24 protein-coding genes are annotated in these 25,282 nt (G+C 71.3%); 8 read left to right on the forward strand and 16 right to left on the reverse strand.

Translation table 11 applies throughout. The annotated features are described in order from the left end of the window. Positions 1–29: 29 nt before the first annotated feature. The gene (locus AB0C19_RS10715; RefSeq protein ID WP_357182630.1) at positions 30–4,019 is read right to left on the reverse strand and encodes a LamG domain-containing protein; all 3,990 of its coding nucleotides are present in this window, start codon (positions 4,017–4,019) and stop codon (positions 30–32) included. Between the two features lie 284 nt (positions 4,020–4,303). Here AB0C19_RS10715 and AB0C19_RS10720 point away from each other — a divergent pair, with 284 nt between their 5' ends. Next, positions 4,304–4,756, forward strand: coding sequence for a GNAT family N-acetyltransferase (locus AB0C19_RS10720; protein ID WP_357182634.1), 453 nt, complete (start codon positions 4,304–4,306; stop codon positions 4,754–4,756). A gap of 309 nt (positions 4,757–5,065) precedes the next feature. Here the strand turns inward: AB0C19_RS10720 and AB0C19_RS10725 are convergent, their stop codons facing one another. From AB0C19_RS10725 to AB0C19_RS10760, 8 genes are all read right to left on the reverse strand, one after another. Then, the gene (locus tag AB0C19_RS10725) at positions 5,066–5,788 is read right to left on the reverse strand and encodes an ABC transporter ATP-binding protein (protein ID WP_357183134.1); all 723 of its coding nucleotides are present in this window, start codon (positions 5,786–5,788) and stop codon (positions 5,066–5,068) included. A 14-nt stretch (positions 5,789–5,802) separates the two neighbouring features. Beyond that, positions 5,803–6,798 carry an ABC transporter ATP-binding protein gene (locus tag AB0C19_RS10730; RefSeq protein WP_357182637.1) on the reverse strand — a complete coding sequence of 332 codons (996 nt, stop codon included), beginning with the start codon at positions 6,796–6,798 and terminating at the stop codon, positions 5,803–5,805. A 1-nt stretch (position 6,799) separates the two neighbouring features. Beyond that, a complete protein-coding gene (locus AB0C19_RS10735) occupies positions 6,800–9,508 on the reverse strand; it encodes an FtsX-like permease family protein (RefSeq protein ID WP_357182640.1) in 2,709 nt (902 codons plus the stop codon). After that, the gene (locus tag AB0C19_RS10740; protein WP_266303320.1) at positions 9,505–12,690 is read right to left on the reverse strand and encodes an ABC transporter permease; all 3,186 of its coding nucleotides are present in this window, start codon (positions 12,688–12,690) and stop codon (positions 9,505–9,507) included. The genes AB0C19_RS10735 and AB0C19_RS10740 overlap by 4 nt, the downstream gene beginning before the upstream one ends. A gap of 130 nt (positions 12,691–12,820) precedes the next feature. After that, positions 12,821–12,985, reverse strand: a complete 165-nt coding sequence (locus AB0C19_RS10745) for a hypothetical protein (protein ID WP_238683323.1) — start codon at positions 12,983–12,985, stop codon at positions 12,821–12,823. Further along, positions 12,982–13,197 carry a helix-turn-helix transcriptional regulator gene (locus tag AB0C19_RS10750; RefSeq protein WP_030336216.1) on the reverse strand — a complete coding sequence of 72 codons (216 nt, stop codon included), beginning with the start codon at positions 13,195–13,197 and terminating at the stop codon, positions 12,982–12,984. The genes AB0C19_RS10745 and AB0C19_RS10750 overlap by 4 nt, the downstream gene beginning before the upstream one ends. Beyond that, a complete protein-coding gene (locus AB0C19_RS10755; protein ID WP_258400826.1) occupies positions 13,197–13,631 on the reverse strand; it encodes a DUF2975 domain-containing protein in 435 nt (144 codons plus the stop codon). The genes AB0C19_RS10750 and AB0C19_RS10755 overlap by 1 nt, the downstream gene beginning before the upstream one ends. Positions 13,632–13,736: 105 nt before the next feature. Beyond that, positions 13,737–14,351, reverse strand: coding sequence for a YdeI/OmpD-associated family protein (locus AB0C19_RS10760; RefSeq protein ID WP_238683325.1), 615 nt, complete (start codon positions 14,349–14,351; stop codon positions 13,737–13,739). Positions 14,352–14,488: 137 nt separating this feature from the next. Here AB0C19_RS10760 and AB0C19_RS10765 point away from each other — a divergent pair, with 137 nt between their 5' ends. Together AB0C19_RS10765 and AB0C19_RS10770 are read left to right on the forward strand one after the other, a co-directional pair. Next, positions 14,489–15,337, forward strand: coding sequence for an MBL fold metallo-hydrolase (locus tag AB0C19_RS10765; protein ID WP_357182649.1), 849 nt, complete (start codon positions 14,489–14,491; stop codon positions 15,335–15,337). Continuing rightward, a complete protein-coding gene (locus AB0C19_RS10770; protein WP_357182651.1) occupies positions 15,334–15,789 on the forward strand; it encodes a MarR family winged helix-turn-helix transcriptional regulator in 456 nt (151 codons plus the stop codon). Before AB0C19_RS10765 ends, AB0C19_RS10770 begins: the two co-directional genes overlap by 4 nt. 28 nt (positions 15,790–15,817) lie before the next feature. Here the strand turns inward: AB0C19_RS10770 and ligD are convergent, their stop codons facing one another. Continuing rightward, a complete protein-coding gene (gene ligD, locus AB0C19_RS10775) occupies positions 15,818–16,855 on the reverse strand; it encodes a non-homologous end-joining DNA ligase (RefSeq protein WP_357182655.1) in 1,038 nt (345 codons plus the stop codon). Positions 16,856–16,902: 47 nt separating this feature from the next. Between ligD and msrB the strand changes: the two genes are divergently transcribed. Then, entirely contained in the window at positions 16,903–17,307 is a 405-nt protein-coding gene (gene msrB / locus AB0C19_RS10780) for a peptide-methionine (R)-S-oxide reductase MsrB (protein ID WP_091400676.1), read from the forward strand. Positions 17,308–17,341: 34 nt separating this feature from the next. Here msrB and AB0C19_RS10785 read toward each other — a convergent pair whose 3' ends face one another. The 3 genes from AB0C19_RS10785 to AB0C19_RS10795 all read right to left on the reverse strand — a co-directional run bounded on the left by AB0C19_RS10785 (position 17,342) and on the right by AB0C19_RS10795 (position 19,144). Then, positions 17,342–17,956 (reverse strand): DUF305 domain-containing protein, encoded by a 615-nt coding sequence (locus AB0C19_RS10785; protein WP_357182659.1) that lies wholly within the window; start codon positions 17,954–17,956, stop codon positions 17,342–17,344. Between the two features lie 63 nt (positions 17,957–18,019). After that, the gene (locus tag AB0C19_RS10790) at positions 18,020–18,760 is read right to left on the reverse strand and encodes a lytic polysaccharide monooxygenase (protein ID WP_357182662.1); all 741 of its coding nucleotides are present in this window, start codon (positions 18,758–18,760) and stop codon (positions 18,020–18,022) included. A 108-nt stretch (positions 18,761–18,868) separates the two neighbouring features. Next, the gene (locus AB0C19_RS10795; RefSeq protein ID WP_357182664.1) at positions 18,869–19,144 is read right to left on the reverse strand and encodes an isoamylase early set domain-containing protein; all 276 of its coding nucleotides are present in this window, start codon (positions 19,142–19,144) and stop codon (positions 18,869–18,871) included. Positions 19,145–19,301: 157 nt separating this feature from the next. Between AB0C19_RS10795 and AB0C19_RS10800 the strand changes: the two genes are divergently transcribed. From AB0C19_RS10800 to AB0C19_RS10810, 3 genes are all read left to right on the forward strand, one after another. After that, on the forward strand, positions 19,302–19,562 hold the full coding sequence (locus tag AB0C19_RS10800; protein ID WP_124815255.1) for a Prokaryotic metallothionein: 261 nt from the start codon (positions 19,302–19,304) through the stop codon (positions 19,560–19,562). An 82-nt stretch (positions 19,563–19,644) separates the two neighbouring features. Further along, complete coding sequence (locus AB0C19_RS10805; protein ID WP_357182668.1) at positions 19,645–20,100, forward strand: GNAT family N-acetyltransferase; 456 nt, start codon at positions 19,645–19,647, stop codon at positions 20,098–20,100. A 118-nt stretch (positions 20,101–20,218) separates the two neighbouring features. Continuing rightward, complete coding sequence (locus AB0C19_RS10810; protein WP_357182671.1) at positions 20,219–21,301, forward strand: lytic polysaccharide monooxygenase; 1,083 nt, start codon at positions 20,219–20,221, stop codon at positions 21,299–21,301. A 51-nt stretch (positions 21,302–21,352) separates the two neighbouring features. On the opposite strand, the gene hemQ is transcribed toward AB0C19_RS10810, so the two are convergent. From hemQ to hemE, 3 genes are read right to left on the reverse strand one after another with little or no spacing between them, the layout of a single operon-like run. Beyond that, positions 21,353–22,054 (reverse strand): hydrogen peroxide-dependent heme synthase, encoded by a 702-nt coding sequence (gene hemQ, locus AB0C19_RS10815; RefSeq protein ID WP_196921722.1) that lies wholly within the window; start codon positions 22,052–22,054, stop codon positions 21,353–21,355. After that, complete coding sequence (gene hemG, locus AB0C19_RS10820) at positions 22,051–23,460, reverse strand: protoporphyrinogen oxidase (protein WP_357182675.1); 1,410 nt, start codon at positions 23,458–23,460, stop codon at positions 22,051–22,053. Before hemG ends, hemQ begins: the two co-directional genes overlap by 4 nt. Positions 23,461–23,466: 6 nt before the next feature. Beyond that, a complete protein-coding gene (gene hemE, locus AB0C19_RS10825; RefSeq protein WP_357182678.1) occupies positions 23,467–24,564 on the reverse strand; it encodes a uroporphyrinogen decarboxylase in 1,098 nt (365 codons plus the stop codon). 137 nt (positions 24,565–24,701) lie between these two features. Here hemE and AB0C19_RS10830 point away from each other — a divergent pair, with 137 nt between their 5' ends. Continuing rightward, complete coding sequence (locus AB0C19_RS10830; protein ID WP_091400652.1) at positions 24,702–25,274, forward strand: DUF3000 domain-containing protein; 573 nt, start codon at positions 24,702–24,704, stop codon at positions 25,272–25,274. Positions 25,275–25,282: the final 8 nt, after the last annotated feature.

The following is a 25,282-nucleotide window of genomic DNA, read 5'->3' on the forward strand; positions in this document are numbered from 1 at the left end:
GCGTCCAGCCGCACCCTCACCCGAGATGGTCAGCCAGCAGCGAGATCAGCGATCCGGTCCGGATCGACTGTGGAGGTCCAGAGCCGAACATCGTCGACGACGCCGCCCAGCCGAGACATCCGCGTCCCACTCACATTTCCGTTACATCCGACGAGGGTGGGACCACTCGCCATCCAGGGCGAGGAGGGGCCATCCTGTTCGTCCTGCAGCACGCCGTCGACGTACAGACGGACCTTGCCCTTCGCCAGGTCGTAGACCCCGGCCAGGTGGGTCCACTTACCGAGCTCAGGGGCCTGCTGCGATTCGGCGATGTGCCAGGTAGGAGTCCCACCGGACGCGGAGGGCATCCCGAAGTGCCAGCGGTCGGGCCCCGGGTTGTATCCGAAGAAGAAGCCGGGAGCGGCGGTGGCGATCTGCGTGACGACCGAGTGATGGCCGGTCGTCTGGTCCAGCACAACCCATGCCGAAACAGTGAACGAGGCGTCCGTGCGAACCGTCGGTCCGGACGTTTCCGCGCAGGAGCCTTCGGCCAGTTCGAGCCCGAGCGCTCCGTCCCGACCAAAACCGCGATCGCGGGTCCACGCGTACGGGCCGGTGATGCTCAGGTCCCGGCCGTTGCCGGACCAGTCGGTCAGGTAGGTGGGCGTGTCGCTGGCCGGACCGTCCAGGGGCCACATCCCCTCCAGCTTCACCGCCGGGTTACCGCCGTGTACCGCCGCTACCTCGCTGGCGGCGAGGGCGCCCCGCCAGACACGAATTCCGGAAACAGAGCCCGTGAGGTGGTCACCGAGCACACCCGCATAGCGGGCGCACCCTACGGTCATCGGCCCGTTGGCCTGCCAGGGAGTTGCCGTCCTCGTGATAGACGAGACCGGCTTCCCGTTGACGTAGAGACTCATCCGGCTCGCCGCAGCGTCGTACACAGCTGTCACGTGTGTCCACCGGCCCACGTCGTTGGTTATCGCCGTGCCGCTACCGGTCCACTGGGAGTTCGAATTCTCGTCGTCGGCGGACTTCATCATGAGCGCCCAGTAAGGGACACCGGCCGACTGGCGTACGCCCAGGTACCAACCGCTCACACGGTTGCCGTTCTGCCCGAGGAACGTCTGGTTCGCAGTGCCGAGGGCCGTCACGTTCACCCAAGCGGCAACGCTGAAGGATTCATCGGTGCGGACAACCGGACCTGCCGCGGTGACGCACTGATTGCCATCGAACTGCATCGCCGAGTCGACGCGCCCGTACTGGTCATCGGCCCAGCGGGCGTCCTCGGGCACAGCGATGTCCGACGAGCGGCCGATGGCCTCGACGCCATTGCCGCGCATCTTCCAGTCGCCCACCAGACCTGCGGGCAGCTCGGTAGCAACCCTCGCGATCTGCCCCTCCGAGAGGAGGCCCTGCCATACGCCAACGTGGTCTATAGAACCGTGCATAGGGAACCAGGAAGATGCGGCACCACCTGCGCAGCCAATCAGGAGCCGGCCTTGAGCGTTCCATGGTGTGAAGGGAATAGCACTCTCGGCGGACAGTTGGCCGTTGAGGTAGAGCCGCATCACCCTGGCGACCGGATCCACGGTCGCCGCGACATGCTGCCACTGACCGAGTGGGGCAGGGGCAGAGGCCAGAATCCAGGCGTAGGACGGCTCCTGGACGTCGGCACTGGTCAACATCAACTCCCACCGGTCGTTGTCCCGGTGATACTGGAGGTAGACCGACGGTCGGACCGATCCAACCTGTGTGACGAGAGCACGGTTGTCGGACTTGTCGGTGAGCTTCGCCCAACCTGCAATCGTGAATTCGGCGTCGGTGCGGACCGTTGGCGACGTCTCCGCACAGCCCGTGCCGTTGAACGTCAACGCGGCGGTCGAGTTTGCCTTCCGATCTGGCCCGTAGCCGACCCCGCTGCCGAGCACCAGGTCACGACCCTGGCCGGAGTCGTCGAGCCCATCCCCGTCGAGCCGCCAAGCGCCCTGGGACTGCGCCTCGGTGATCCGGCCGGTGAAGAAGTTGAAAGCAGCCCGTGCGGAGTAGTTTCCAGCGTTGTCCTGCGCCCACACGTACACGACGGTGCGGCCGGCCTCCGGGGTGAACGTGATGGACGTCGTGCCCGTCGACGCCTTGAACGTCTGCTTTGCGTCGACACCAATGCCGTAGGCGAACTGCTTCATCCCGGACCGCGCGTCGGACGAGGTGAAGCTGAGCGTCACCGGTTGCCCGACGACCGGGGTTCCCGAGGTGCGGGTGACCACCGGGGTGGTGGGCCCGGTCCGGTCCACCCGGAAATAGCAGGCGCCGGTCCAACCGGTGGCGTCTGTGCCGTCCGTGCCGCGCATCCGCCAGTTGTAGTTGCCCTCGGCGAGCGTGGGAGCCGTCCAACCGCGCTCCACGCCCGAGTTGGTCCACGCGGAGGTGTACTCCGCCGGGCTCGTCGGGCCGTTCAGGTCGAACACGACCTTCACCGTGCCGTCAGCGTCGCTGGCCTTGCCGTACAGCGTCGGGGTGGCGACGTTGACCCACGGACCCGGCGAGGTCGTGCTGCAGTTGCCACCCGGCGCGGTCCGGATCGCAACCGGAGATGTCGGCTTGTGCTGATAGGTCACGGCCATCTTCACGTTGCTCGGGTCGAACTTCGCCCAGCGACCGCCGCTCTCGGTGCCCATCCGCAAACCGAACGTCATCGCCGCTAGTCCGTCGTCGGCGTTGTCCTGGATCTTCGCCTTGATCGCCGCCGCGTTGAACGCCACCCAGTTGGCCGACTGGCCGCAGTTGGCTTTGATCAACTTTGTCTGCAGGGCGCCGCCGTGCATCCAACGGCTCGCCATCCCGTTCCAACTGTTGGTGTAGCTGGACAGGTTTCCCGTCTGCCAGATGCCGACCGACTCGCCGGCGCAGTCGCCCGAGTGCACGGCGTACGCGTCGACGCTCGGCGTCCCGGTGAGTCGCTTGCCGGCGAGAGCCGTGGTGTCGAACTGGAAGTGCGACCGCCAGATGTCGGAGTGACTGTCCCAGTTGGACCCGACCCGAGCGACCTCCCGGGGCCAGGCCGATCCGGAGGTCCAAGCCGTGCCGGAGTTAGAGTCGTTCACCGGTGCCCAGCGAGACGGCTTCTTGTCGTAGGTAGGGTCGATGAAGATCGGGAAGTGGTCACTGGCCAGCATTTCTGGAGCTGCGGCCACCGTCATCGTCGTGTCTTTGACTCGTACCGAGACCGGAGTGACAGCAGCGGTCTCGGCCGGGCCGCGGACGCTGGAGCGGGCGTTCGGCGAATGCGCACCGCTCGACGAACCGAGCCCCGAACGTCGAGCCCCCGACGCCACGGGCGACAGAGCCGAATCCCAGGCCAGCGCCGGCGGCGCGGCGGCCAGCACGCCGTCGGGCCCGGAGATGACGAGTCCCCCGCTCCCGCTTGCCACATCAGCGGAGCCGCCCACGATGTACCGCGTCTCACGAACCGCCGGGTTCTTGGCTGCGGCTGCGGTCTTGACCACGAGCAGGTGGGAGAATCCCGACTTCTCGGCGCGGACGACCAGATCGACGTCGGGCAGGACATTGGGGTAGGTGATCGTGTCCCGGTCGATGACACCCGACGGAAGTGGACTCGGCCAGCCGAGCGAGAAGGTGGCGCCGGCGCCGGTCATGGTGGCGAACGCGCCCGCCCCGCCGGTTGAGAACACCACGTCGGCCGTCGACGCGACCGGGCGCACGAGGCCGTCGGCTCCCACCGCCAGCATCGTGTCGATCTGCCGCCAGGACCCGTTCCGCTTGGTCCAACGCGGCTCGGCCCACGACTCGAAGGTGAAGTCACCGGACGGCTGGGCGAAGACCTTGGTCGTCTCCGTTGCCGCCGCGAGCACCTCGACGGACGCGTCACACGACGTCGCCAAGGCCTGAGCGGCGCGCTCCGACTCGGCCGTCGGCAACACCCTGACCGCGCAGGAATCCACCTGCTCCGCGGCGGCGCGATCGGGCGGCCAGACCACTTGAAGCGTCGACGCCAGCAGCGCACAAGCCACAGTGGACATACGCCAGGCAGAACTAGTTGACGGCACTGCCAAACCCCCGTGAGGCAAAGTGATCAACGAATGTGCGGCACACGCTACAGAGGGTTCGGCCACGACGCCATGGGCCACAACGATCAATACATTCCATTAATGGGCTTCACCGTATGGCCGTCGGGTTACGTCGCAAGCCACCCCACAACGGTGAAATAAGTGCGATGCGGTGGATCGAAGGATGGCGAATCGACAGAAATTGAGCGGCCTCTACAGACCCATTCGCAGCCCTGTCACTATGAGATTCTCACCGGATGAGTGACGTGATCTTCCGAGTGGCGGTCCGGGCCGACCTGCCCGCCGTCATCGCCCTGCTCGCCGACGACGTCCTGGGCAAGGCCCGCGACTTCACCGAGGTCGACGAGGCGTACGAGCGAGCGTTCGCGGACATCACCGCCGACCCGCGCAACGCACTGATCGTCGCCGAGCAGGGCGGCGACCTCGTCGGCTGCCTCCAGATCACCTACATCCCCGGCCTCGGTCGGCACGGCGCCGAGCGGTCGCTGATCGAGTCGGTCCGGGTGCGCTCCGATCGGCGGGGTCAGGGGCTGGGCCGACAGCTGATGATCTGGGCCATCGACCAGGCTCGCGAGCGTGGCTGCGCGCTGGTGCAGCTCACCACAGACAAGACCCGCGCGGACGCGGCCCGCTTCTACCTGGGCCTCGGCTTCGTCGCCAGCCACGAGGGCATGAAGCTCGCGCTCTGAACCGGCGTCACGTTCACCGACGCTGGGCAGTGGGAGTAGCCCCGACCGGGTTACGTTCGCTGCCACCTGCTGATCCCGCTCGCCGGGTCCCTCCCCGACGGCCGGAAACGCACCGACCGACCCCACGACGGCCGGCCCGGCCATGGCCAGACGCGGTAGCGGAACTCCCGCTGTCAGTACAAACGCTGTGGAGCTGATGTCGTAGACGAGTCACAGTCGGCGATTCGTTTACGACATCAGCTCCACAGCGAGCGGCAAAGCACCGCACAGCGACGGCGTGGGCCAACGTCCGGCCACTACCCGGCAGCGTCAGCCGTCGACCACACGGCCGTCGCGCAGGACGAGCACCCGGTCGGCGAGGTCGATCAGGGCCGGGTCGTGCGTGGCCACCAGCGCCGTCATGCCGCGGGCGTGCACCACAGCGCGCAGCAGGTCCATGATGGATCGGCCGGTCTCCGAGTCGAGCTGACCGGTGGGCTCGTCGGCGATGAGCAGGTCCGGCTCGTTGGCCAACGCACGGGCCACAGCGACCCGCTGCTGCTGCCCGCCGGAGAGCTCGTACGGGCGCTGCGCGGCGTGCCCGCCCAGGCCGACCAGTTCCAGCAGTACCGCGACGCGCTCCTCCCGCTCCGCGGCCGGCACCTGCGCCAGCCGCAACGGCACGCCCACGTTCTCGGCGGCCGAGAGGATCGGCACCAGTCCGAAGGTCTGGAACACGAACCCGACGGTGCCCCGGCGCAGCCGCAGCAGCTCCGCCTCCCCGGCCGAGGTCACCTCGTGCCCGGCAACCACCACCTGGCCGCTGTCCGGCCGGTCCAACCCGCCGATCAGGTTCAGCAGCGTGGTCTTGCCGGCCCCGGACCGACCTCGGATGGCGACCAACTCGCCCCGGTTGGCCGTGAACGACACGTCCCGCACGGCGTGCACGGCGTGCTCACCGCGGCCGAAGGTCCGGCTGACCCCACTGACCCGGACCACCTCGTCGGAGTGCGTCGCTGGCGTACCGGCGAACCCGGCCGCGCCGGTCACCATCATGTTCTGCCGGCTCATGCCCGCGCCCCCCGCTCGTTCGAGGCCCGGTCGCCGGGCCGTACCTGCACATGGTCCGGCTCCAGGTCGAGCCGGACCCGCTCCTTCAGCGAGAGCGCGTCGACGAACGCCGCCGGCAGTTGCATCCGACCGTTGCGGTCCAGCACCGCGTACTCCTCGCTGACCAGCTCCGTGTTGCCGTCCGCGTCGATCCGCGCGGTCCGGCGTACCTCGGATGCGGTCCGGCCGTCGCGGATCGCGACGGTCCGGCGGACCTGCGTGGCCACGGCGTGGTCGTGGGTGACGACCACGATGGTCACGCCCAGTTCCGCGTTGATGGTGCGCAACGCCGCGAAGACCTCCGCGCCGGTCGCCTCGTCCAGCTCACCGGTCGGCTCGTCGGCGAAGAGCACCTCCGGGTCGTTGGCCACCGCCACCGCCACCGCGACCCGCTGCTGTTCACCACCGCTGAGCTGCCCGGGGCGCCGGTCCGCGCAGTAGCCCACACCAACCAGGTCGAGCAGTTCCCGGGCCCGCTCCCGGCGGGCCTTGCCGCTGCGCTTGCCGGCCAACTGCATCGGCAGCTCGACGTTCTCCAGCGCGTTGAGGTACGGCAGCAGGTTGCGTCCGGTCTGCTGCCAGACGAACCCGACCAACTGCCGGCGGTAGCTCAGCCGCCGTTTGGTGGAGAGCGAGAGCAGGTCGTAGTCGGCCACCCTGGCGATACCGGCGGTCGGAGTGTCCAGGCCGGAGAGGATGTTGAGCAGTGTCGACTTGCCCGAGCCGGAGGCACCGACGATCGCCACCAGCTCGCCCCGGTCGATGACCAGGTCGAGCCCCTGCAGGGCGACCACCTCCACCCCCTCGGTCTTGAAGATGCGCACCAGGCCGTCGCAGACGATGTGCCCGCGTAGGCGGTCCTGCCCGCCGGCCCGCTCGGCAGCGCGAAGCGCTGCCCGCTGTTGCAGGGCGGCCAGGTCAGGCACCAGTGGAGTCTGGGCGGTAGCAGTCATCTCAGCTCTCCTCTCCGAGCCGAAGCACCTCTCCGAGGCGCAACCGGCGATTGTTCAGGGCCTCGACGGCGACCGCGAAGCCGAGGGCGACCGCCCCGAGCGCGAGCACCGCGGCGACCAGGCTGGGCTCGAACGCCACCCGGACGGGCACACCACTGGTGAACGCGGACAGGCCGAGCACCGGGTTGAGCAGTAGGGGCAGTACCGCACCGACCAGCGCGCCGGTCAGCACCGACACCGCCACCAGCGGGGTCAACTCGACAAGCAGCAGCCCTCGCCACTGCCGGCGGGAAAGGCCGAGGGTGCGCAGTCGGGACAGCACCTGGCCCCGGGCGCGCGCGCCGGCCAACACGGTGAACGCGATGGCCAGCAGCCCGAGCACTGTGCCGCCGCCGGCGCCGGCCACGAACCCGAAGGCCAGCACACCGTTCGCCCCGCCCTCGCCAAGGTCCCGGCGGACGTCCGCCCGGGTGTCGACGGTGACCCCGATCATCCGTTCCCGGCCGGTGACGGTGCCGTCCCGCTGGTAGCGCTCCTGCCCCTGGTCGCCGGCGACGCGCAGCGCCTCGGCGTCCAGCGAGTCCCCGGCGATCAGCAGGCTGGTCGGCACGGGTGTGGTGGTACGCGTCGGCAGGGCCTGCCAGGGCAGGACCACGAACCGGCTGGCGTCCGCCGCCAGCATCGGGAAACCGTCAGCGGTGCCGGCCACCCGGAACTCGTACCGCTGGCCCTGCACCGAGATGAAGGCCGAGTCGTCCAGCCCGGCCTTGGCCAGGTCGGCGGCGACCGCCGGTGAGACGATCGCCGGCAGCGGACCCGGGCCGGGCGCGGCGGTGCGCAGCGCGGCCGGAATCGACAGGTCCACCTGTGAGTCGTGGGCCACCTTGTCCAACCCCGACCCGTCGATGAGCAGCACGTCCGTCTGCCCGATGAAGGCGTCGGTGCCGACCTCGTCGGACGCGAACCGCTCATCGTCCTCGTACAGCACCCGGGTGACGGCCCGGACCCCCGGCAGGCGGCCCAGCTCGTCGATGGTGTCGGGTGCGAAGCGCTCCCCGCGGATCACCGCGTCGGCGGGCACGATCTGCGCGGCGGCCCGTTCCCTGCTCGCGTCGACGCCGGCGGCCACTACCGCGCAGAACGCCGCGGTGCCGATGGCCAGCACCACAACGACCAGCGGGGCGGCGACCGCAGCGCGGCCGGCGCGGGCCGTGCCGAGGAAGGCCACGCTGCCCCGGGTCCGCGCGGCAAGCCGGCTGACCAGCAACAACGGCCAGGGGTACGCGCGCAGCGCCAGCACCGCCGCCGCGACCGCGAGGAGCACCGGCACCGACACGAGCAGCGGGTCCACCTCGCCGAGGGTCAGACCACGCCGGCGCAGCAGCACCGCCGCGAGCCCGGCCAGGAGCAACAGGGAGACCTCGACGGTGAGCCGACGGGCCGACGGGCGCACCCGGATCAGGTCCCGGCGAGCCGCTCCGCCAACCGGTACGGCAAGCGTCGCCAACGGCAGTGCCAGCGTGACCAGCACGGTCACGCCGATGACGTACGGCGTGGTCGGATCCGGGGCACCGGGGAACAGCGTGCCCAGCCACCAGCCCAGCACGGCGGCGACCGGCACCACCAGCACCGACTCGGCGAGGCTGCGCCGGGCGCCGGCGGTGGCCCCACCTCCACGGGCGCGCAGCAACGCGAACTCCGAGCGACGTCGTCTGGTGGCGAGGCTGGCCGCGAGCACGATGAGCCCCGCCAGGGTGGCCAGGACGCCGGCCGCGATCACCGCGAGCAGCGTGCGGACGGCGTCGATCTGGGCGGCGAACGCGCGCAACGGAACGTCGGCGCCCTGGGTCAGGGTGAGCCCCGTCGGCTGGTTGCGCTGCATCACCTGCAGGCCGTCGATCATCTTGTCCAGCTCGCGTGCGTCGATCCGGTCGACGCCCAGTCGGTACCGCCAGTTGGACTGGATCGCCCAGCCCTCCGCGGCCCGCTTGTTGAAAGGCGACTGCGCGACGACGCCGACGATGACGAACGGCTGCCCATCACCCTGCGGTTCGATGATCCGCAGTAGCTGTGGGAGCCCGTCCCAGATGCCGTTCGCGCGGTCGACGGGGCGGAACAGCCCGGTAACCACCAGCGGGTCACCGTTGATGAGTCTGCCCTTGTCATCGGTTCTGCCGATGCGCAGTTGGCTGCCGGCGCGCAGGTTGAGCTTGCGGGCCACGTCGACGTCGAGCGCCACCTCGATCGGCCGGTCGGGAACGTAGGTCTCGCTCGGCCACGCCCCCTCGACGAGGGTGCTCGCGCCCTGGATGTCGGGCATGGCCCGCAGGCCCATGTCGACCAGCAGGTTGCGGGCTGCCAGGTCCGGTCCGACCACGCGGGCCTCTGCGGTCTCGACGCTGTACCACCGCTCGGTCACCGCCGAGCGCACCGGCGGCGGCATCTCCGCGGCCAGGGCATCGAACCGTTCGGCGGCGTCGCCCATCGCCGTCCGCCGCGACGTCGCGGGCTCAAGGCTTGTGGTGTACGAGATGTCCCGGCGGGCGGCCGGCTCGCTGTTGAGTTGTGCTCGCAGCCCCTGTTCGGCGAGCCGGTTGACCAGCCGGGGCACTCCGCTGATCAGCAGCGTGACCACCAGGGTCAGCACCGCCAGCAGCAGAAACTGCCCCCCGTACGCCCGGACCCGCCGGACGGCCGCCCCGACGCTCATCGTTCTCCCCCGATTCGCAGCTGCACCGCCGCCACCCGCTGACGGATGCCGGTGGCGATGAACGCGCTGAAGGCGAGCGCCGCCAGCAGCAGGCCGACCGCGGTCAGGCCGATCGGCACCCAGGGCAGCACGAACGCCGCCGGGGGTGTCGGCCGGCCGGCGGCCGGGGTGAGGATGACCAGTGGGGCCATCGTCGCGCCGACCGCGGTGCCGAGCAACAGCCCGACGCCCACGCCGATGCCGGCGAGGAACGTCTGTTCGGCGAGCAGCGCCCGGGCCATCAGCCGGGGCGTGGCGCCGAGGGTGTGCAGGACCGCGAACTCGCCGAGCCGACGCCGGGCGGTGGCCCACACGTCCACCATCAGGCCGACGAGGGCGAGCAGCACCGCGCCGAGCGCGGCGGCGAGCATGCCGGTGCGCGAGCCGCGCCAGTACGGGTCGTCGGCGGCCGCCTCGATGGCCGCCTCCCGGTTGAGCACTGTGACGCCCGGGAGCGCGCTGACCGCCTGGGCGGCGGCGTTCGCGTCGGCGGCGCCGACCCACCATTCCGGTACGGGTCGCACCGCGCCGCTGCTCCGGATCATCGCGTCGACCGCGGCCGGAAGGTCCAGCAGGACGCCTTCGCCGGTGGTGGCCGGCACGGAGTCCAGCTCGCCGACCAGGTGAACCGGCAGCGTCGCCCCGGAGAGGGTCAGGTCGACGGTGTCGCCGACGCGCAGGCTCAGCGCGTTGCGGACCCCGGGCGTCATCAGCACCGGGATGGGCTTGTTGTCTCCGCCCGGCACGACAGCGAACCGGGTGGGCGGCTGGTAGGCGAACTGCCCGCCGGGGATCACGTCGACCGCGCGGGCTGCGGCGAACCCGGCGCCGGTGGTCCGTACGGGCATGGGCTCCTGCCCGAGGGCGGTCACGGCCCAGTCGCCGCCCAGTTCGGTCGGTTGCTTCGTGCCGTCGGCCTTGACCACCGTCAGCCCGTCCACCTGGAGTTCGTAGGAGTTGCCGGCGGCCAACCCACCGTCGGCCTCGAAGCCGGCCAGCCGTAGCCGCGCCCCGCCCAGGTCGGGCAGTCGCGCGGTGAACGGGGTGGCTCGGCCGTCGCTGTCGGCGTTGGCCGCCGGCAGCCGCAGGGCGAGCCCGTCGGGGGTGGTGAGCAGCAGCGTCACCGCGACCTTCAGCGACCGGGCGGCATTGCTCACCGGGGTACGGATCGTGCCGGTGATCTCACGCGCTCCGGCGGGCAGTTCGACGCCGGCTGGCTCTCCCCGCGCGCCGACCATCCTCCGGTACTGCTCCGACGCCGATCCGTCGGCGAGACGGTCGGCGAGCCGGACGACGCCCGGGGCGCTGGCCGGGTCGACAGCGATCACCGTCGCTGGCAGGTTCTCCCGTCCGACCCGGATCTCGTCCCGCCACGCCGGCAGTACCCGGTCCACGCTCGGCAGGGCGGCGATTTCACCGCCCCGGGTCGGCGGGGCGCCCCCGGTCCGTTCGGTCACCCGGAGGTCCGCGCCGACAGTGTGGCCGGCCTGCTCGACCTGGGACCGCTCGCCGGTGCTGATCAGCGACCAGGCCAGTGTGCTGCCACCGACGGCGAGGGCGAGCAGCAGCACCGGGCCGGCGTGGGGACGCCGGCCGGCCTGCCACATGCCGAACATGGTGGCGGTCCAGGGACGTCGGTCGACGAACCTCTCCGCGAACCGGGTGAGCGGCGGAAGCACCCGCAACGCCAGCACGGCACCGGCCAGCACACCGAGCGTCGGGGCGGCGACCAGCAGCGGGTCGAGCCCGAGCTGGCCACCCGAGCCGGCCAGCGGGGAGGCGTACCGGCGTAGCTGCACCCAGGCGAGCACGGCGAGCGCCACGAGCACGAGGTCGACGCTGGCGCGTTGGACGCTCGCGGCCCGGTTGGGCCGGGATCGGGCCGCCATGTCGGCGACGTACGTCCCGGCGCCCCGCAGCGTCGGCAGGACCATGGCGACGAGGCAGCCGGCCGCGGTGGCCGCTGCCGCCGCCCAGACCAGTGTGGTGTTGCCGCCGGCGGTGTAGAGGTCACCCGACCCGCCGGGTCGGATGTACCGCAGCGCCTCACCGGCGATCAGTGGACCGAGCACGGCGGCCGGGGCGACCACCAGGGTCGCCTCACGGGCGGCCAGGCCGGCCAACTGCCGACGGGCGGCGCCGCGGGCGCGCAGCAGCGCGGTCTGTGGGCGACGGTCCTCGTGCAGCAGCGCGGCGACCAGCACCAGCGCGTACCCGGCGAGCACCAGGATGAGCAGCAGCGGGGTGGCCAGCGACGAGCGACCCACCAGGTCGGCGCGGCCGATCCGGTCCAGCAGCTGCGGCATCTTGGTCACCGTCTGCCCGGAGCTGCCCAGTTGGGCGGCCTCGGGTACGGCAGTGATCGCCTCGGTGAGGGCTCTCCGAACGGTGGGCAGGTCGGCGGTGTCGACGGTGCCGAGGTCCGGTTGGGCCAGCCAGGACGCCGACACCGAGCCCGGGAAGGTGGCCGCGAAGTCGGCCGGGTCGAGCGTGAACGGCCCGTAGGAGGTGCCGGAACCGGCGCTGCCGGTCCCCACGCCGGGGGCCAGCAGCCAGTACGCGTCCGCCGGGTCGCGGGGCCGCCAGGTGCCGGCGAGCACCAGTTCCCCGCGTCGTTCGGTGGCCCTGTCGCGCACCGGGACGCGTTCTCCGACGGTCAGGCCGAGGGTGCCGGCGACCCGCTCGGGCAGGCTCACCTGGACGGGGTTCGCTCCGGGGGTGGGCCAGGCTCCGGTGGTCAGCTCCGCGTGGCTGGCGAGGTCGGTGAACGTGGCCAGGTTCGCGAAGACCGGTTCGTCGGCCGTCCGCGGGATCTGCCCGAGGTCGCCGGTCAGTTCCCGGCCGGTGCCGTATCGGGCTGCGGTGACACTGACCGGGACGCCGCCGAGCCCGGTGGCGAACTCGGCTCGGACCGCCTTGTCCCGGGTCGCGAACTCGGCCGCGTCCCGCCCACCCGAGCCACTGACCAGAAGGCCGCGCTCCTCGGCGGGCGAGGCGGCGACCAGTGCCCGCTGCCCGGCGTCCACCGCCCGACGGTTGTAGTCGGACAGCCCAGTCACCAACGCGACGGCGACGAGGGCAGCGATCACCGCCGCGACCAGCAACCCTCGCGCCTCGCGGGCCCGCCTCCACACCAGCTTCATCCGACGCCTCCCCTGGCCCTGACGGGCCGACGACCATCAAGACAGGCGACCTACCGGGAAAGGTTCGCGCCCGTTACATGATCGTTATTACGGGAGGGGTCAGCTCGCGCCGGCCAGTGCGCCTGGGCGACTAACCGCCACCTCGGAGGTTGCGGATGCCGAAAACGACCGCGCCGAGTACGAGCACGACGCCCAGGAGTTGAAGGCCCGGCGAGTCGTCGGCCTCCCCGTGCACGATTCCGGCGACGCCGAGGGCGACCACGAGAACGGCGGCGACGGTCAGGACGTACTTCATGGGGTTTCCTCCTCGACCCACTCCAGCAGGTCTCCGGGCTGGCAGTCGAGCACTCGGCACATCGCTTCGAGGGTGCTGAAGCGGACCGCCTTGGCGCGGCCGTTCTTCAGCACCGCCACGTTGGCGGGGGTGAGCCCGACGCGCTCGGCGAACTCTCCGACGCTCATCTTGCGCTTGGCCAACTCCACGTCGATGCGGACGACGATGGGCATCAGATCACCGCTTCCATGTCGGTCCGCAGGGTGGTGGCCTGCCGCAACAGCGCCCGCATCACCACCATGAGAAGCCCCAGCACGCTGACGCCCACCGTCAGCAGGAACAGCAGCAGCGGCAGCCCAGGGTCGTCGGCGTTGAACCCCACGTAGAGGAAGACACCTACGAGCACCACCCACGCGGCGGCGATGGCCCACACGATCGCGTCCACCCACTTCAGGGACGCTTCGGTGAAGATGCGGTCACTCTTGACCAGGCTGAGCAACTTCCACGTCGCGACGATGACGACCTGGACGCACAGCACCCAGAACACCGCCACGACAGTGGCCGGCCACCGGAGGTAGGCGTCCTGCGGCGATTCCGCGGCCATGTGGGCGAACTGTCCGGGCAGGGAGAAGGTCTGAAACAGGACCAGGACTCCGAACAGCACCACGAGGAAAACTCTGAGAGCGGCAACCGCTCGATGCTCCGTAACCATGCATCGAGTTTCGCTCGTTACCTATCGAAAGTCAATCGGTTGTCGGGCATTGACGGCCGCTCAGGACGACGTCGGCCCGGGTGCCGGCCTCGCCTTCTGGGGATAGAACGTCTCGTGACGGGCCAGCATGGCGACGAATTCACCGATCTTGCGCTCGCGGGTCTCCGCCCGCTTGACGGCATTGAGGCGATGGATGAGAGCGAACCGGTTGGCCTTGGTGAGCACGTCGAGCATGGCCTGGGCAGCGGGCTCGGCGGCGATGGCGGCGAGCAGGTCGGCCGGCACCTCCGCCTCCGACGGCGGGGCGTAGGCGGCCGCCCACCGCCCGTCCGCCTTCGCGGCGTCCACGGCGGCGCGGCCCGCCGGCAACATCCGCCCCTGCTCCTCCAACCGGGCCACATGCCCGACGTTGCGCTGGGACCAGGAACTGCGGGGCCGACGCGGGGTGAACCGGATCCAGGACGACTCCTCGTCCCGCTTGCGCGCCTGCCCGTCGATCCAGCCGGCGCACAGACCCTCGTCGACCGCCTGCTGCCAGGTCACCGTCGTGACAGTGCCACCCTTCCTGGTCAGGGCGAGCCAGACGCCGGGCGACGTGGCGTGGTTGGCCGACAGCCACGCGCGCAGGGCGTCGGCGTCCGCGACGATCAACTCATCCAGCTCTGTGCTCGCCATGACGGCAGGCTAACCGCTGGCGCCGACACCGCGGCTCCACTGGTCGGCCGGGCCAGACCGACGCGCGCCGATTCTCGAGGCTTCGGAGAGGACAATTTCGTCTGGCGTCAGACGATCTGACGTCGTACGATCGAGCCGTGAAAACCCTTCCTGCCCCCGAGCCGTGGACGGCCGCCCTTCCCGAGGCGACACCGCCACCCGACATGGCGATCCATCAACTCCCCACTGGCACCTACGAGACGCGGGCGGCCTTCGCCCTTCGCGGTGGCTCGTTCCGTGACAAGCGGCAGTTCGCCGCCACCGCCATCCTCGTGCGGCACCCGAAGGGCGACTTCCTCATCGACGCCGGCTTCGGAGCCGACGTCGCCGCGCACGTCGCCATGCAGCCGCGCTTCGCCCGCGCCCCCTTCCAGAGCACCCGAACCGTGCGTGAGCAGCTCGACGACAGCGGTTACGACCGCACCAGGCTCCGCGGGGTGTTCCTGACGCACTCGCACTGGGACCATGCGAGCGGCCTCGACTCGCTCGACATCCCCATCTGGATGAACAGGGGCGAGCTCGAGTACGCCGCGAGCGACGGTGACGGAAAGGTCTTCCGCGCCGTCTCGCCCGGCCACGAGATCCGCGAATACTCCTTCGACGGCCCCGCGCACCTCGGCTTCTCGGCGAGCTTCGACGTCCACGGCGACGGGTCTCTGGTGCTGGCGTTGGCCGGCGGCCACACGACGGGATCCGTTGTCGCGTTCGTGACCCTCCCGTCGGGGCAGCGCTACGCGTTCATCGGCGACCTCACCTGGCAACTGGACGGAGTCCATCGGCGGGTGGAACGCCCCTGGCTGCTACGGGCCCTCGCCGACAGCGATGCCGAACAGGTGCGGCAGGGCATCCTGCGATCGGCCGCGTTGACCGAGCTGATGCAGGTCGTCCCCGCCCACGACCGGCGCGCCTACGAGGGAATCCCGCTGTTGTCGGGTGCGGCGCGATGACCGCCGGACCGGCGCCGTCGCTCAACTCCGAGATCACCTGGCTGTTGCACCGCGCCGCCCAACGGATGCACGTGGTGACCGGCGAACAGGCCGAGAGGCACGGCCTGCACCTGCGGGACTACATCGTGTTGAGCGCGCTGGACAAGACACCCGGGCTGACCCAGGTCGAGCTGGCGAGGACCCTCGGGCTCGACAAGACCACGCTGATGACCCAGCTCGATCGACTCGAGCAGAAGAATCTCGTCGTACGTCACTCCGATCCCCGCGACCGCCGGCTGCGCATTCCGGCCATCACCACCACCGGCGAGGAGGTACGGGGGCGGGTCGCCCACGCCAGCGAGGAGGCGGAGCGAAACGCGATGGCCGGCTTCAATCAGGCCGAGGTCGACACGTTCCGCCGCATGCTGTTCGCGATCATCGGCACGGCGGTGGACCCGGGGTCCTGCCTCTGACGCTCGGCGAGCACAGGTGGCTCGGCGCTCAGGCGGTCTCGTCGCCACTGGTGCGCTTGGCGCGGCTCGGCTGCACCCGCTTGGGTTCACCGGGCATCTTCGGGTGGTCCGGCGGGTACGGCAGGTCGCCCTGGCCGGCGGCGGCGTCCCGCTCGGCCCACTCCAGCAGCGGGGTGATGTCCCACGGTGCGTCGTCGATGCCGGCGTGCGGATCACCTCGCTCGGCGAGCCGGGCCGGCACGGTGCGCAGGTCGAAGTCGTCCGGGTCGACGTCGGGTAGCTCGTCCCAGGTCACCGGGGTCGAGACGGTGGCTCTCGCGTTGGCCCGCAGCGAGTACGCGCAGGCGATCGTGCGGTCGCGTGCCATCTGGTTGAAGTCGACAAAGACCCGGGTGCCGCGCTCCTCCTTCCACCAGGCGGTGGTGACCAGGTCGGGGTTGCGGCGCTCCACCTCCCGGGCCAGCGCGATGGTGGCCCGGCGCACCTCGGTGAACGTCCAGCGGGGTTGGATGCGCAGGTAGACGTGCACGCCCCGGCCGCCGGAGGTCTTCGGCCAGCCGGTCACGCCCAGCTCGTCGAGGAGCGCGCGGACTTCGCCGGCGGCCCGCGCCGCGTCGGCGAAGTCGGTGCCGGGCTGCGGGTCCAGGTCGATGCGCAGCTCGTCGGGGCGGTCGACGTCGGCGGCCCGCACGGGCCACGGGTGGAAGACGATGGTGCCCATCTGCGCCGCCCAGGCGACGTGCGCCAGATCGGCCGGGCAGAGCTCCGCCGCGTTCCGGCCGCTCGGGAAGGTGATCTGCGCCGTCGTCAGCCAGGGCGGCACGCCCCGGGTGGGCACCCGCTTCTGGAAGAACGCCTCGCCTTCGACGCCGTCGGGGAAGCGTTGCAGGGTGGTCGGTCGGTCCCGCAGGGCGCGCATGATCCCGTCGCCGACCGCGAGGTAGTAGTGGAAGACGTCCGCCTTGGTGAACCCCCGCTGCGGGAAGATCACCCGATCCGGACTGCTCAGCCGGACGGTGTGCCCGGCCACCTCGACCTCTGCGGCCGCAGCCTTGGTGCCACCCATCCCGCGACCTTATGCCACGCCCCCGACGTTCGACGTACCGTTGAGGGGTGAGTCTTGACGACAACGAGCTGCCCCGTACCGACGAAGAGTGGCGGGTCCGACTGACCCCCGAGGAGTTCCACGTTCTACGGGAGGCCGGCACCGAACGCCCGTGGACGGGCGAGTACGTGGACACGAAGACCCAGGGGGTCTACCACTGTCGCGCCTGCGGGCTGGAGCTGTTCTCCAGCGACACGAAGTTCGACTCGCACTGCGGCTGGCCGAGTTTCGACGACGCCATCCCGGGCCGGGTCAAGGAGATCGAGGACCGCACCCTCGGCATGGCCCGTACGGAGATCCGCTGCGCCCGCTGCGACAGCCACCTCGGGCACGTCTTCCACGGCGAGGGCTTCACCCCGAAGGACACCCGGCACTGCGTCAACTCGGTGTCCATCAAGCTGGAACCCCGCTGACCCGGGCACTCGGGGCGTAGCCGCGTGACAGTGCTCAGGGCGTACCCGTGCCCCTGAGCAGCTCGACCTCGGCGGTTCGGGACTGTTCGATCCGCCGGGCCAGGTCGCGGACCCGTTCGTTGCGGCCGACGCCGACGTGCGATTGGGCCAGGTCGGCGGCCGATCGCTGGTGGTCGGCGAGCACCTCGCGCAGCACCCTGTCGACGTCCGCGTCCGGCGCGGTCCGTAGCCGGTCGAGCGCGGCGTCGTCGCCGTGCCCGTCGTGGTGGTGCGCGGCCGCGCTGGCACCCGGCCCGGACGTGGGCAACCAGCCGCGCATGACGGCCAGTTCGTCGGCCTCGGTTGCCTCGACGGCGGCGGTCAGGGTGCGCAGCGCGTCGTCGCGCACCCTGTCCCGGGCGAGCCGGACGATCTGCAGGGTACGTTCGCTGTGCCCGACCATCGTGCTCAGGAACACCACGTCGATCCCGCTCATCGGGTCCCCCTCGATCGGGGAGCCGCCGCCCGCGGACCCGGCCGCCGCCGAGCCGGCCGGGGACGCGGGGGCCGGCTGCGGCACTGCCGACGGGGTCGACGTGGGCGGTCCGGCGCAGGCTCCGGTGAGCAGCAGGGCCGCGACGAGGGACGCCAGCGGGGTACGGCGGGGCATGCCGGTTGCTCCGTTCACGCGAGGGCGGCGACACGGGTGCGACCAGGGGCCGCACCCGTGCGGTCAGACCTGGAGCCAGAGCGCCGGGACGTTTGGCGGCTCCCAGCCCGGGATCGCTGTGTGCGCCTGCCGGCAGCGGTACGTCGCTCCGCCGTAGGTGACCTGGTCGCCGACCTGGTACGCCCGGCCCGTCGTCCAACTGCCGCCCGGCGCGGGCGGAGTGGTCGGCGTGGTCGTCGGGGTGGGCCGTGGGGTGGGTGAGGTGGTGGGGGTGGGCGTCGGGTTCGACCCCCCGCCGCCGATCTGCACGTCGATGCAGGAGTAGAAGGCGTTCGCCGTGTCGGAGATGTTCCACACCGCGAGGATCTTCTGCCGGCCGGAGAAGCCGCCGAGGTTGACGTTGTGCGACACGGTGGCGCCCGGCTGCTGGTTGTTGCCGTTGACCACGCCGACCCGGGTGTTGCCGATCCAGTACTCCCAGTTGCTGGTGGCGTGCCGGGCGGTGTTCACCCAGGTGAAGGTCAGCGAGCTGCCCACCGAGGTGGCCGGCCAGCCCCGACTGTCGTCGTTGAGGACGGCGAACTGGGCGATTCCGGCATTGCAGCTGCGCAGGCCCTTGGGCCCTTCGACGCTCTGCGGCTCGTACTTGATCTGCCCGCAGTCGGGCACCCGGCCCTGCGCGCAGAGCGCCTGCCGGCTCGGTGGGGCGGAGACGTAGCCGTGCGCCTGCGCGGGGGCGGCGACGGTGAGGGTGGCGGCGACGGCGCCCGCCGCCACCAGCGGGACGGTGATTCTTCGACGCATGGGGGCAGCTCCTTTTCCAGGTCCGGTGAGGTGCCCTCAAGGTAATTTAAACATTGTTAACAGTAAAGACTCTCATCGATAAATCCATCGATGATGGCAGTTTTCTTCTCAAAGCCGGAGCAGGCTGCCCCGGTCGTCGACCTGGTCGGCCGACTCGTCGTCCAACCAGACGCCGCCGGTGCCGAGGTAACGGAACCGGTACTCCCCCGGCGGCAGCTTCACCGTCACCGTCCTGGTGCCGTCGCGGCGTGCCACCAACTCGTGCCGACCGGGCTGCCAGCCGTTGAAGGAGCCGACGACGCTCACCGGGCCGGGCGGGACATCGCGGGGCAGACAGAAGGTGATCCGGGTCTGGTTGCCGAAGAGCCTGTTGCGCTTGATCACGGTGATCCTCCGGGGGTTGCGGCGGTTCACCAGGCATAACGGGCAACACGCCGACGCCGACACGCCGCAGTCGCAGGCCAGGCGTCGAGGTTCCGCCCCCACGTCGGGGCCAGCTGAGGGATTCTGTAGGCACTTGTCCACTTAACGGAGGTTTTCGGTGGCAACCTGCGAGGTCTGCGGCAACGACTACTGGATGGCGTTCGAGGTGCACACCGTCAGCGGTGACGTGCACACCTTCGACTCGTTCGAGTGCGCGATCCACCGCATGGCACCGATCTGCGAGCACTGCCAGGTCAAGATCGTCGGGCACGGCGTCGAGGTCAACGGCCGCTTCTTCTGCTGCGCGCACTGCGCCCGCGCCGTCGAGGGCGCGGTGGGCGCCGAGATCCGCGACGCCGTCGGCGCCCGCCCGGCCTGACCGCGCCTGCCCGGCCGCCGCCAGCTACCTCGCGCCCGCACGGGCGGACCCCGGGTGAACCCGCCCGACCTACCATCGGTGGATGCCCCAGCAGACCACCGAGCTCCGGACGGCCTCCTTCGCCGACCTGAACGCCCGCACCCTCCACGACCTGCTCAAACTACGCGTCGACGTGTTCGTGGTCGAGCAGAACTGCCCGTACCCGGAGCTGGACGGGCGGGACGTCGAGCCGGGCACCCGACACGTCTGGCTCACCGACGGCGGCGCGCCGCTGGCGTACCTGCGGATTCTGGCCGACCCGGACGGTGTCGCCCGGATCGGTCGGGTCGTGGTGGCCTCGACGGCGCGCGGCGGCGGACACGCCGGCCGGCTGATGACGGCGGCGCTTGAGGTGGTGGGCAACCGGCAGTGTGTGCTGGACGCCCAGTCGCACCTGGTCGCGTTCTACACCCGGCACGGCTTCACTGTCAGCGGCCCCGAGTACGTCGAGGACGGCATCCCGCACACGCCGATGCGACGCGAGGCCATTGACGGCTGACGATTGAGCTGGCATGGTGCCGGGTAGAGCCATCGCGGGAGCCAGCGATCAGGCACGGGAGTGGGCAACTCCCGGCGATCCGGGTGTCGACGTCCGACCTCATCCCCCCGGGGGCTCCATGTTCACTCCCACTCGATCACGACGCGTGCTCTGGTTGTTCGCCATCGCGGCGACCATCGCGCTTCTGTTGACGACCGCACTGACCACCATGCGGGCCGATCCCGCTTCGGCGCACGGTTCGGTCGTCGACCCGGCCTCCCGCAACTACAGCTGCTGGCAACGTTGGGGCAGCGACTTCCAGAACCCGCGGATGGCCACCGAGGACCCGATGTGCTGGCAGGCCTGGCAGGCCGACCCGGCCGCCATGTGGAACTGGAACGGCCTGTACCGCGAGGGTGTGGGAGGCAACCACCAGGCCGCCGTCCCCGACGGCCAACTCTGCAGCGGCGGACGCACCCAGAGCCCGCGCTACAACGCGCTGGACACCATCGGCGCCTGGAAGACCACAGCGGTGTCGAACAACTTCCGGCTCCGCTTCGTCGACCAGGCCCGTCACGGCGCCGACTACATCCGGGTGTACGTGACCAAGCAGGGCTTCAACCCCGCCACCCAACCACTCGGCTGGGGCAACCTGGAGTTGGCGGGCCAGATCGGCAACACCCCCGCCTCCCAGTGGAGCCCGGACCCCAGTGGTGTCTCGATCCAGATCCCGGTGAGCGCGCCGGGCCGCACCGGACGGCACATCGTCTACACCGTCTGGCAGGCCAGCCACCTGGACCAGTCGTACTACCTGTGCAGCGACGTCGACTTCGGCGGCGGGTCGACCACCCCACCCACCGATCCCCCGCCGACGACCCCGCCGCCCACCACGCCCCCGCCGACCACCCCGCCGCCGGCCGGTGCCTGCACGGCGACGTACCAGGTGACCGGTCAGTGGTCCGGCGGCTTCCAGGCCGACGTGAAGGTGACCGCAGGTGGCTCACCCACCCAGGGTTGGTCGGTGAGCTGGAACTACAACAACGGCCAGCAGGTCACCTCGTCGTGGAACGCGACGGTCAGCACCAACGGCACGCTGGTCACCGCACGTAACACCACCAACAACGGCACCCTTGCCGCCGGAGCGAGCACCACGTTCGGTTTCCTCGGCTCGTGGAACGGCAGCAACCCGGTTCCGCTGGTCTCCTGTACGACGACCAGCTGATCCCCGGCCGGCGCCGCACCCGGGCGGGGGTGCGGCGCCGGACGGCGGGGATCAGACCAGGCAGTTGACGATCTCGGCTACCGAACGGCGGCGGCCGGTGTAGAACGGGACCTCTTCGCGGACGTGCCGGCGGGCGCCGGAGGCGCGCAGGTCCCGCATCAGGTCGACGATCCGGTGCAGTTCGTCGGCCTCGAAGGCGAGCATCCACTCGTAGTCGCCGAGCGCGAACGAGGCGACAGTGTTGGCGCGCACGTCCGGGTAGCCACGGGCCATCTTGCCGTGCTCGGCGAGCATCTCCCGCCGCTCGGCATCGGGCAGCAGGTACCACTCGTAGGAGCGGACGAACGGGTACACGCAGATGTAGGGGCGAGCCTCCTCACCGGCAAGGAACGCCGGGATGTGGCTCTTGTTGAACTCCGCCGGCCGGTGCAGCGCCATCTGCGACCACACCGGGGTCAGCGCCCGGCCCAGCGTGGTACGGCGGAACCGCAGGTAAGCGTCCTGGAGCGCGTCGGGGGACGCGGAGTGCCACCAGATCATCACGTCCGCGTCGGCGCGCAGCCCGGAGACGTCGTACACGCCCCGGACCACCACGTCCTTGCCGGCCAGCTCGTCGAAGAGGGACACCACCTCGCCGGTGACGTTGTCCCGCAGCGACGGCAGCGGGGAGCTTGCCCGGAACACCGACCACATGGTGTAGCGGATGCTGTCGTTCAGCTCCCGCAACCGGGCCGCGTTGGTCTGCTCGGTCATCTCGCCGATCCTCCCAGTGCTGTGATGATCTCTTCGGCCGCCGTCTCGCCGGAGCGGACGCAGACCGGGATGCCGACGCCGTCATAGCCGGCGCCGGCGAGGACGACTGTGGGGTGCGCGGCCCGCAGCGCCGTCCGCGCGGCGCCGAGCCGGTCGGCGTGCCCCGGCGCGTACTGCGGCAGCGCACCGCCCCACCGCTGCACGTGCCCGTCGACCGGGGCGGGCAGCGGAGTGCCGAGCACCGCCGACAGCTCCCGGTGCACGGTGGCCGCCAGGTCCGCGTCGGGGCGCTGAAGGTGCGCCTCTTCGCCGTACCGGCCCACCGAGGCACGCACCAGGGCCAACCCGTCCGGCCGGCCCAGGTGCCCCCACTTGGTGGTGAAGAAGGTCGCCGCCTTGATCAGCAGGCCCTCGGTGCTCGGCACCAGGAAGCCGGACAGCTCGGGCAGTCGCGGCCGCGGCAACGCCATGGTGACCAGCGCGACGCTCGCGTAGTCCAGCGCGCCGACGCCCGCCGCCACCGCCGGCGCGGGGCCGGCGAGCAGCCGCGCCGCCGGTCGGGCCGGCACCGCCAGCACCACGGCGTCCACGTCGACCAGTTCGGGGTCGCGCGTCGGGCCGACAGTGAGCCGCCAACCCGTGTCGGTCGCTGTCAGCTCGCGCACCGCGGCGTCCCGCCGTACCGTCGCACCGCTGGCCGTCACCGCCGCCTCGACCAGGGTGCTCAGCCCACCGGCGAGGGTGCCGAAGACCGGGGCGCCGGGCGCACGCGGCGCGGCGGCCTGCGCGGCCCGGACCGCGCCGACCAGGGTGTGCTCCACCCGGGCGGCGCGGGCCAGCGCCGGCATCGTCGTGACCAGGGAAAGATCGTCGGCGCGGCCCGCGTACACGCCGCCCAGCATCGGGTCGACCAGCCGCTCGACCACCTCGTCGCCGAAGCGGGACCGGACCAGCGCGCCCACCGAGACGTCAGCGTCCGGCCCGACCAGCGGCCGACCGCCGTCGGTGTCGGCGTCCGCGGCTGGGCGGGCGACAGTGGCCACCCGATCCAGATCCCCGGGTACGCCCACCAGGGTGCCGCCCGGGATGGGGCGCAGCCCTCCGTCGATGACCAGCGCGGCCTGCCCGACGGTGGGGTGCACGATCTTCTCGGCCAGCCCGAGCCTGCGGGCGAACGCCACCGCCGCACTCTCGGAGCCGGTCGGGTCGCGCATCAGGAACGACTCCGCGCCGAACTCCACCGGCTGACCAGCAAGCTCCCCGGTGCGCAGCTTCCCGCCCAGCACGCCGGACTGCTCGTACACGGTGATCTCGGTGCCGGCCGGTGCCCTGTCGCGCAGGCGGACCGCGGCGGCCAGACCGGCGACCCCGCCGCCGACCACCGCCACCCGCCAGGGCTGCCGCATTCCCGGTCAGCCCTGGTCGGCCCGGCGGCTGGACAGCTCGTGCACCAGCGCGACCACCCGGGTCAACACCTCCGGGTCGGTCTCCGGCATCACCCCGTGGCCGAGGTTGAACACGTGCCCGGGGGCCGCCCGGCCCTGCTCCAGGATGCGGCGCACCTCGGCCTCCACGACCGGCCACGGCGCGAGCAGCACGCACGGGTCCAGGTTTCCCTGCACCGCCTTGTCGGCGCCGATCCGGCCGGTGGCCACGTCCAGCGGCGTACGCCAGTCGACGCCGACCACGTCGGCCCCGGCCTCGCCCATCGCACCGAGCAGCTCGGCGGTGCCCACCCCGAAGTGGATCCGGGGCACCCCGGCGTGCGACAGCCCGCTCAGCACGGTGGTCGAGTGCGGCAACACGAAACGGCGGTAGTCGGCCTCGGAGAGCGCGCCGGCCCACGAGTCGAACAGCTGCACGGCGGACACGCCGGCCTCGATCTGCACGCGCAGGAAGGCCAACGTCACCTCGGCCAGCCGGGCGCACAGCGCGTGCCACAGCTCGGGATCGCCGTACATCAGGGCCTTGGTCTTCGCGTGGGTGCGCGACGGCCCGCCCTCGACCAGGTAGCTGGCCAGCGTGAACGGCGCGCCGGCGAAGCCGATCAGCGGGGTGTCGCCAAGCTCGACCACCAACTGCCGGACGGCCTCGTCGACGTACGAGACGTCGTCGCGGGTGATCAGGCGGATCCGCTCCACGTCGGCGGCGGTGCGGATCGGCTCGGCCACCACCGGGCCGGTGCCCGGCACGATGTCCAGGTCGATCCCGGCCGCGGCGACGGGCACCACGATGTCGCTGAACAGGATCGCCGCGTCCACGCCGTGTCGGCGCACCGGCTGGAGGGTGATCTCGGTGACCAGATCCGGGCGCCGGCAGGACTCCAGCATCGGCACGCTCGCCCGGATCTCCCGGTACTCCGGGAGGGAGCGGCCGGCCTGGCGCATGAACCAGACCGGGGTGTGCGGAACGGGCCGACGTCGGCAGGCCCGGATGAAGGGCGAGTCGGCCGGTCCGCCGGGGCGGGAATCTCCGTCTCGGGCGACAGTGCCCGTGGTGTCCGTGGTCATCGCCGCAATCGTGCCACGCCCGCCACCCCCAAGCGGGTGGGGGTGAGAGGAAGGGCACCGTTCCTTACGCCCGGTGCCCGTCATGAGCGTCGGCGCGCCGTCGAAGCGGGCAACGGACGGCGGCATAGGCTGCCGACATGGCCCCCCCGATCGCGCTCCCGGAGACGTTCGCCCGCGCGGTCGCCGGGCTGCGGTCGGCCGCCCCGCGGCCGGAGATCACCCTGGAGGAGGTCGGCGCCCCCCAGCGGCTGGCCCCGTACGCGTTCGCGCTCGCCGCGACGGTGCTGCGCGACGACGACGAGGTGGCGACCGGCCGACTGATCCTGCTGCACAACCCGGTCGGGCACGAGGCGTGGCAGGGCACCCTGCGGCTGGTCACCTACGTGACCGCCGAGTTGGAGGTCGATCTGGCCGCCGACCCGCTGCTGCCCGGGGTCGGCTGGACGTGGCTGACCGACGCGTTGGACGCCCAGGACGCCGGCCACCGGGCGATCGGCGGGACGGTGACGCAGACCATGTCGACCCGGTTCGGCGATCTCGCCGGGCCACCGACCATCGGTGACATCGAGATCCGCGCGTCCTGGACGCCGATCGACGACGACCTGACCCCACACCTGCTCGGCTGGTGCGCACTGCTCGCCTCCACCGCCGGCCTTCCCCCACCCGGCGTCACAGCCCTCTCCGACCGCCGCCCCGCCGGCGCAGCCTGACCCCCACC

Source organism: Micromonospora sp. NPDC048842 (assembly GCF_040649935.1).
Taxonomy (GTDB): domain Bacteria; phylum Actinomycetota; class Actinomycetes; order Mycobacteriales; family Micromonosporaceae; genus Micromonospora; species Micromonospora hortensis.

Excerpts from the sequence above, each read along its gene's own strand:
- AB0C19_RS10715 (WP_357182630.1), bottom strand. The coding sequence starts at position 4,019 with ATGTCCACTGTGGCTTGTGCGCTGCTGGCGTCGACGCTTCAAGTGGTC.
- AB0C19_RS10720 (WP_357182634.1), top strand. The coding sequence starts at position 4,304 with ATGAGTGACGTGATCTTCCGAGTGGCGGTCCGGGCCGACCTGCCCGCC.
- AB0C19_RS10725 (WP_357183134.1), bottom strand. The coding sequence starts at position 5,788 with ATGGTGACCGGCGCGGCCGGGTTCGCCGGTACGCCAGCGACGCACTCC.
- AB0C19_RS10730 (WP_357182637.1), bottom strand. The coding sequence starts at position 6,798 with ATGACTGCTACCGCCCAGACTCCACTGGTGCCTGACCTGGCCGCCCTG.
- AB0C19_RS10735 (WP_357182640.1), bottom strand. The coding sequence starts at position 9,508 with ATGAGCGTCGGGGCGGCCGTCCGGCGGGTCCGGGCGTACGGGGGGCAG.
- AB0C19_RS10740 (WP_266303320.1), bottom strand. The coding sequence starts at position 12,690 with ATGAAGCTGGTGTGGAGGCGGGCCCGCGAGGCGCGAGGGTTGCTGGTC.
- AB0C19_RS10745 (WP_238683323.1), bottom strand. The coding sequence starts at position 12,985 with ATGAAGTACGTCCTGACCGTCGCCGCCGTTCTCGTGGTCGCCCTCGGC.
- AB0C19_RS10750 (WP_030336216.1), bottom strand. The coding sequence starts at position 13,197 with ATGCCCATCGTCGTCCGCATCGACGTGGAGTTGGCCAAGCGCAAGATG.
- AB0C19_RS10760 (WP_238683325.1), bottom strand. The coding sequence starts at position 14,351 with ATGGCGAGCACAGAGCTGGATGAGTTGATCGTCGCGGACGCCGACGCC.
- AB0C19_RS10770 (WP_357182651.1), top strand. The coding sequence starts at position 15,334 with ATGACCGCCGGACCGGCGCCGTCGCTCAACTCCGAGATCACCTGGCTG.
- ligD (WP_357182655.1), bottom strand. The coding sequence starts at position 16,855 with ATGGGTGGCACCAAGGCTGCGGCCGCAGAGGTCGAGGTGGCCGGGCAC.
- AB0C19_RS10785 (WP_357182659.1), bottom strand. The coding sequence starts at position 17,956 with ATGCCCCGCCGTACCCCGCTGGCGTCCCTCGTCGCGGCCCTGCTGCTC.
- AB0C19_RS10790 (WP_357182662.1), bottom strand. The coding sequence starts at position 18,760 with ATGCGTCGAAGAATCACCGTCCCGCTGGTGGCGGCGGGCGCCGTCGCC.
- AB0C19_RS10805 (WP_357182668.1), top strand. The coding sequence starts at position 19,645 with ATGCCCCAGCAGACCACCGAGCTCCGGACGGCCTCCTTCGCCGACCTG.
- AB0C19_RS10810 (WP_357182671.1), top strand. The coding sequence starts at position 20,219 with ATGTTCACTCCCACTCGATCACGACGCGTGCTCTGGTTGTTCGCCATC.
- hemQ (WP_196921722.1), bottom strand. The coding sequence starts at position 22,054 with ATGACCGAGCAGACCAACGCGGCCCGGTTGCGGGAGCTGAACGACAGC.
- hemG (WP_357182675.1), bottom strand. The coding sequence starts at position 23,460 with ATGCGGCAGCCCTGGCGGGTGGCGGTGGTCGGCGGCGGGGTCGCCGGT.
- hemE (WP_357182678.1), bottom strand. The coding sequence starts at position 24,564 with ATGACCACGGACACCACGGGCACTGTCGCCCGAGACGGAGATTCCCGC.
- AB0C19_RS10830 (WP_091400652.1), top strand. The coding sequence starts at position 24,702 with ATGGCCCCCCCGATCGCGCTCCCGGAGACGTTCGCCCGCGCGGTCGCC.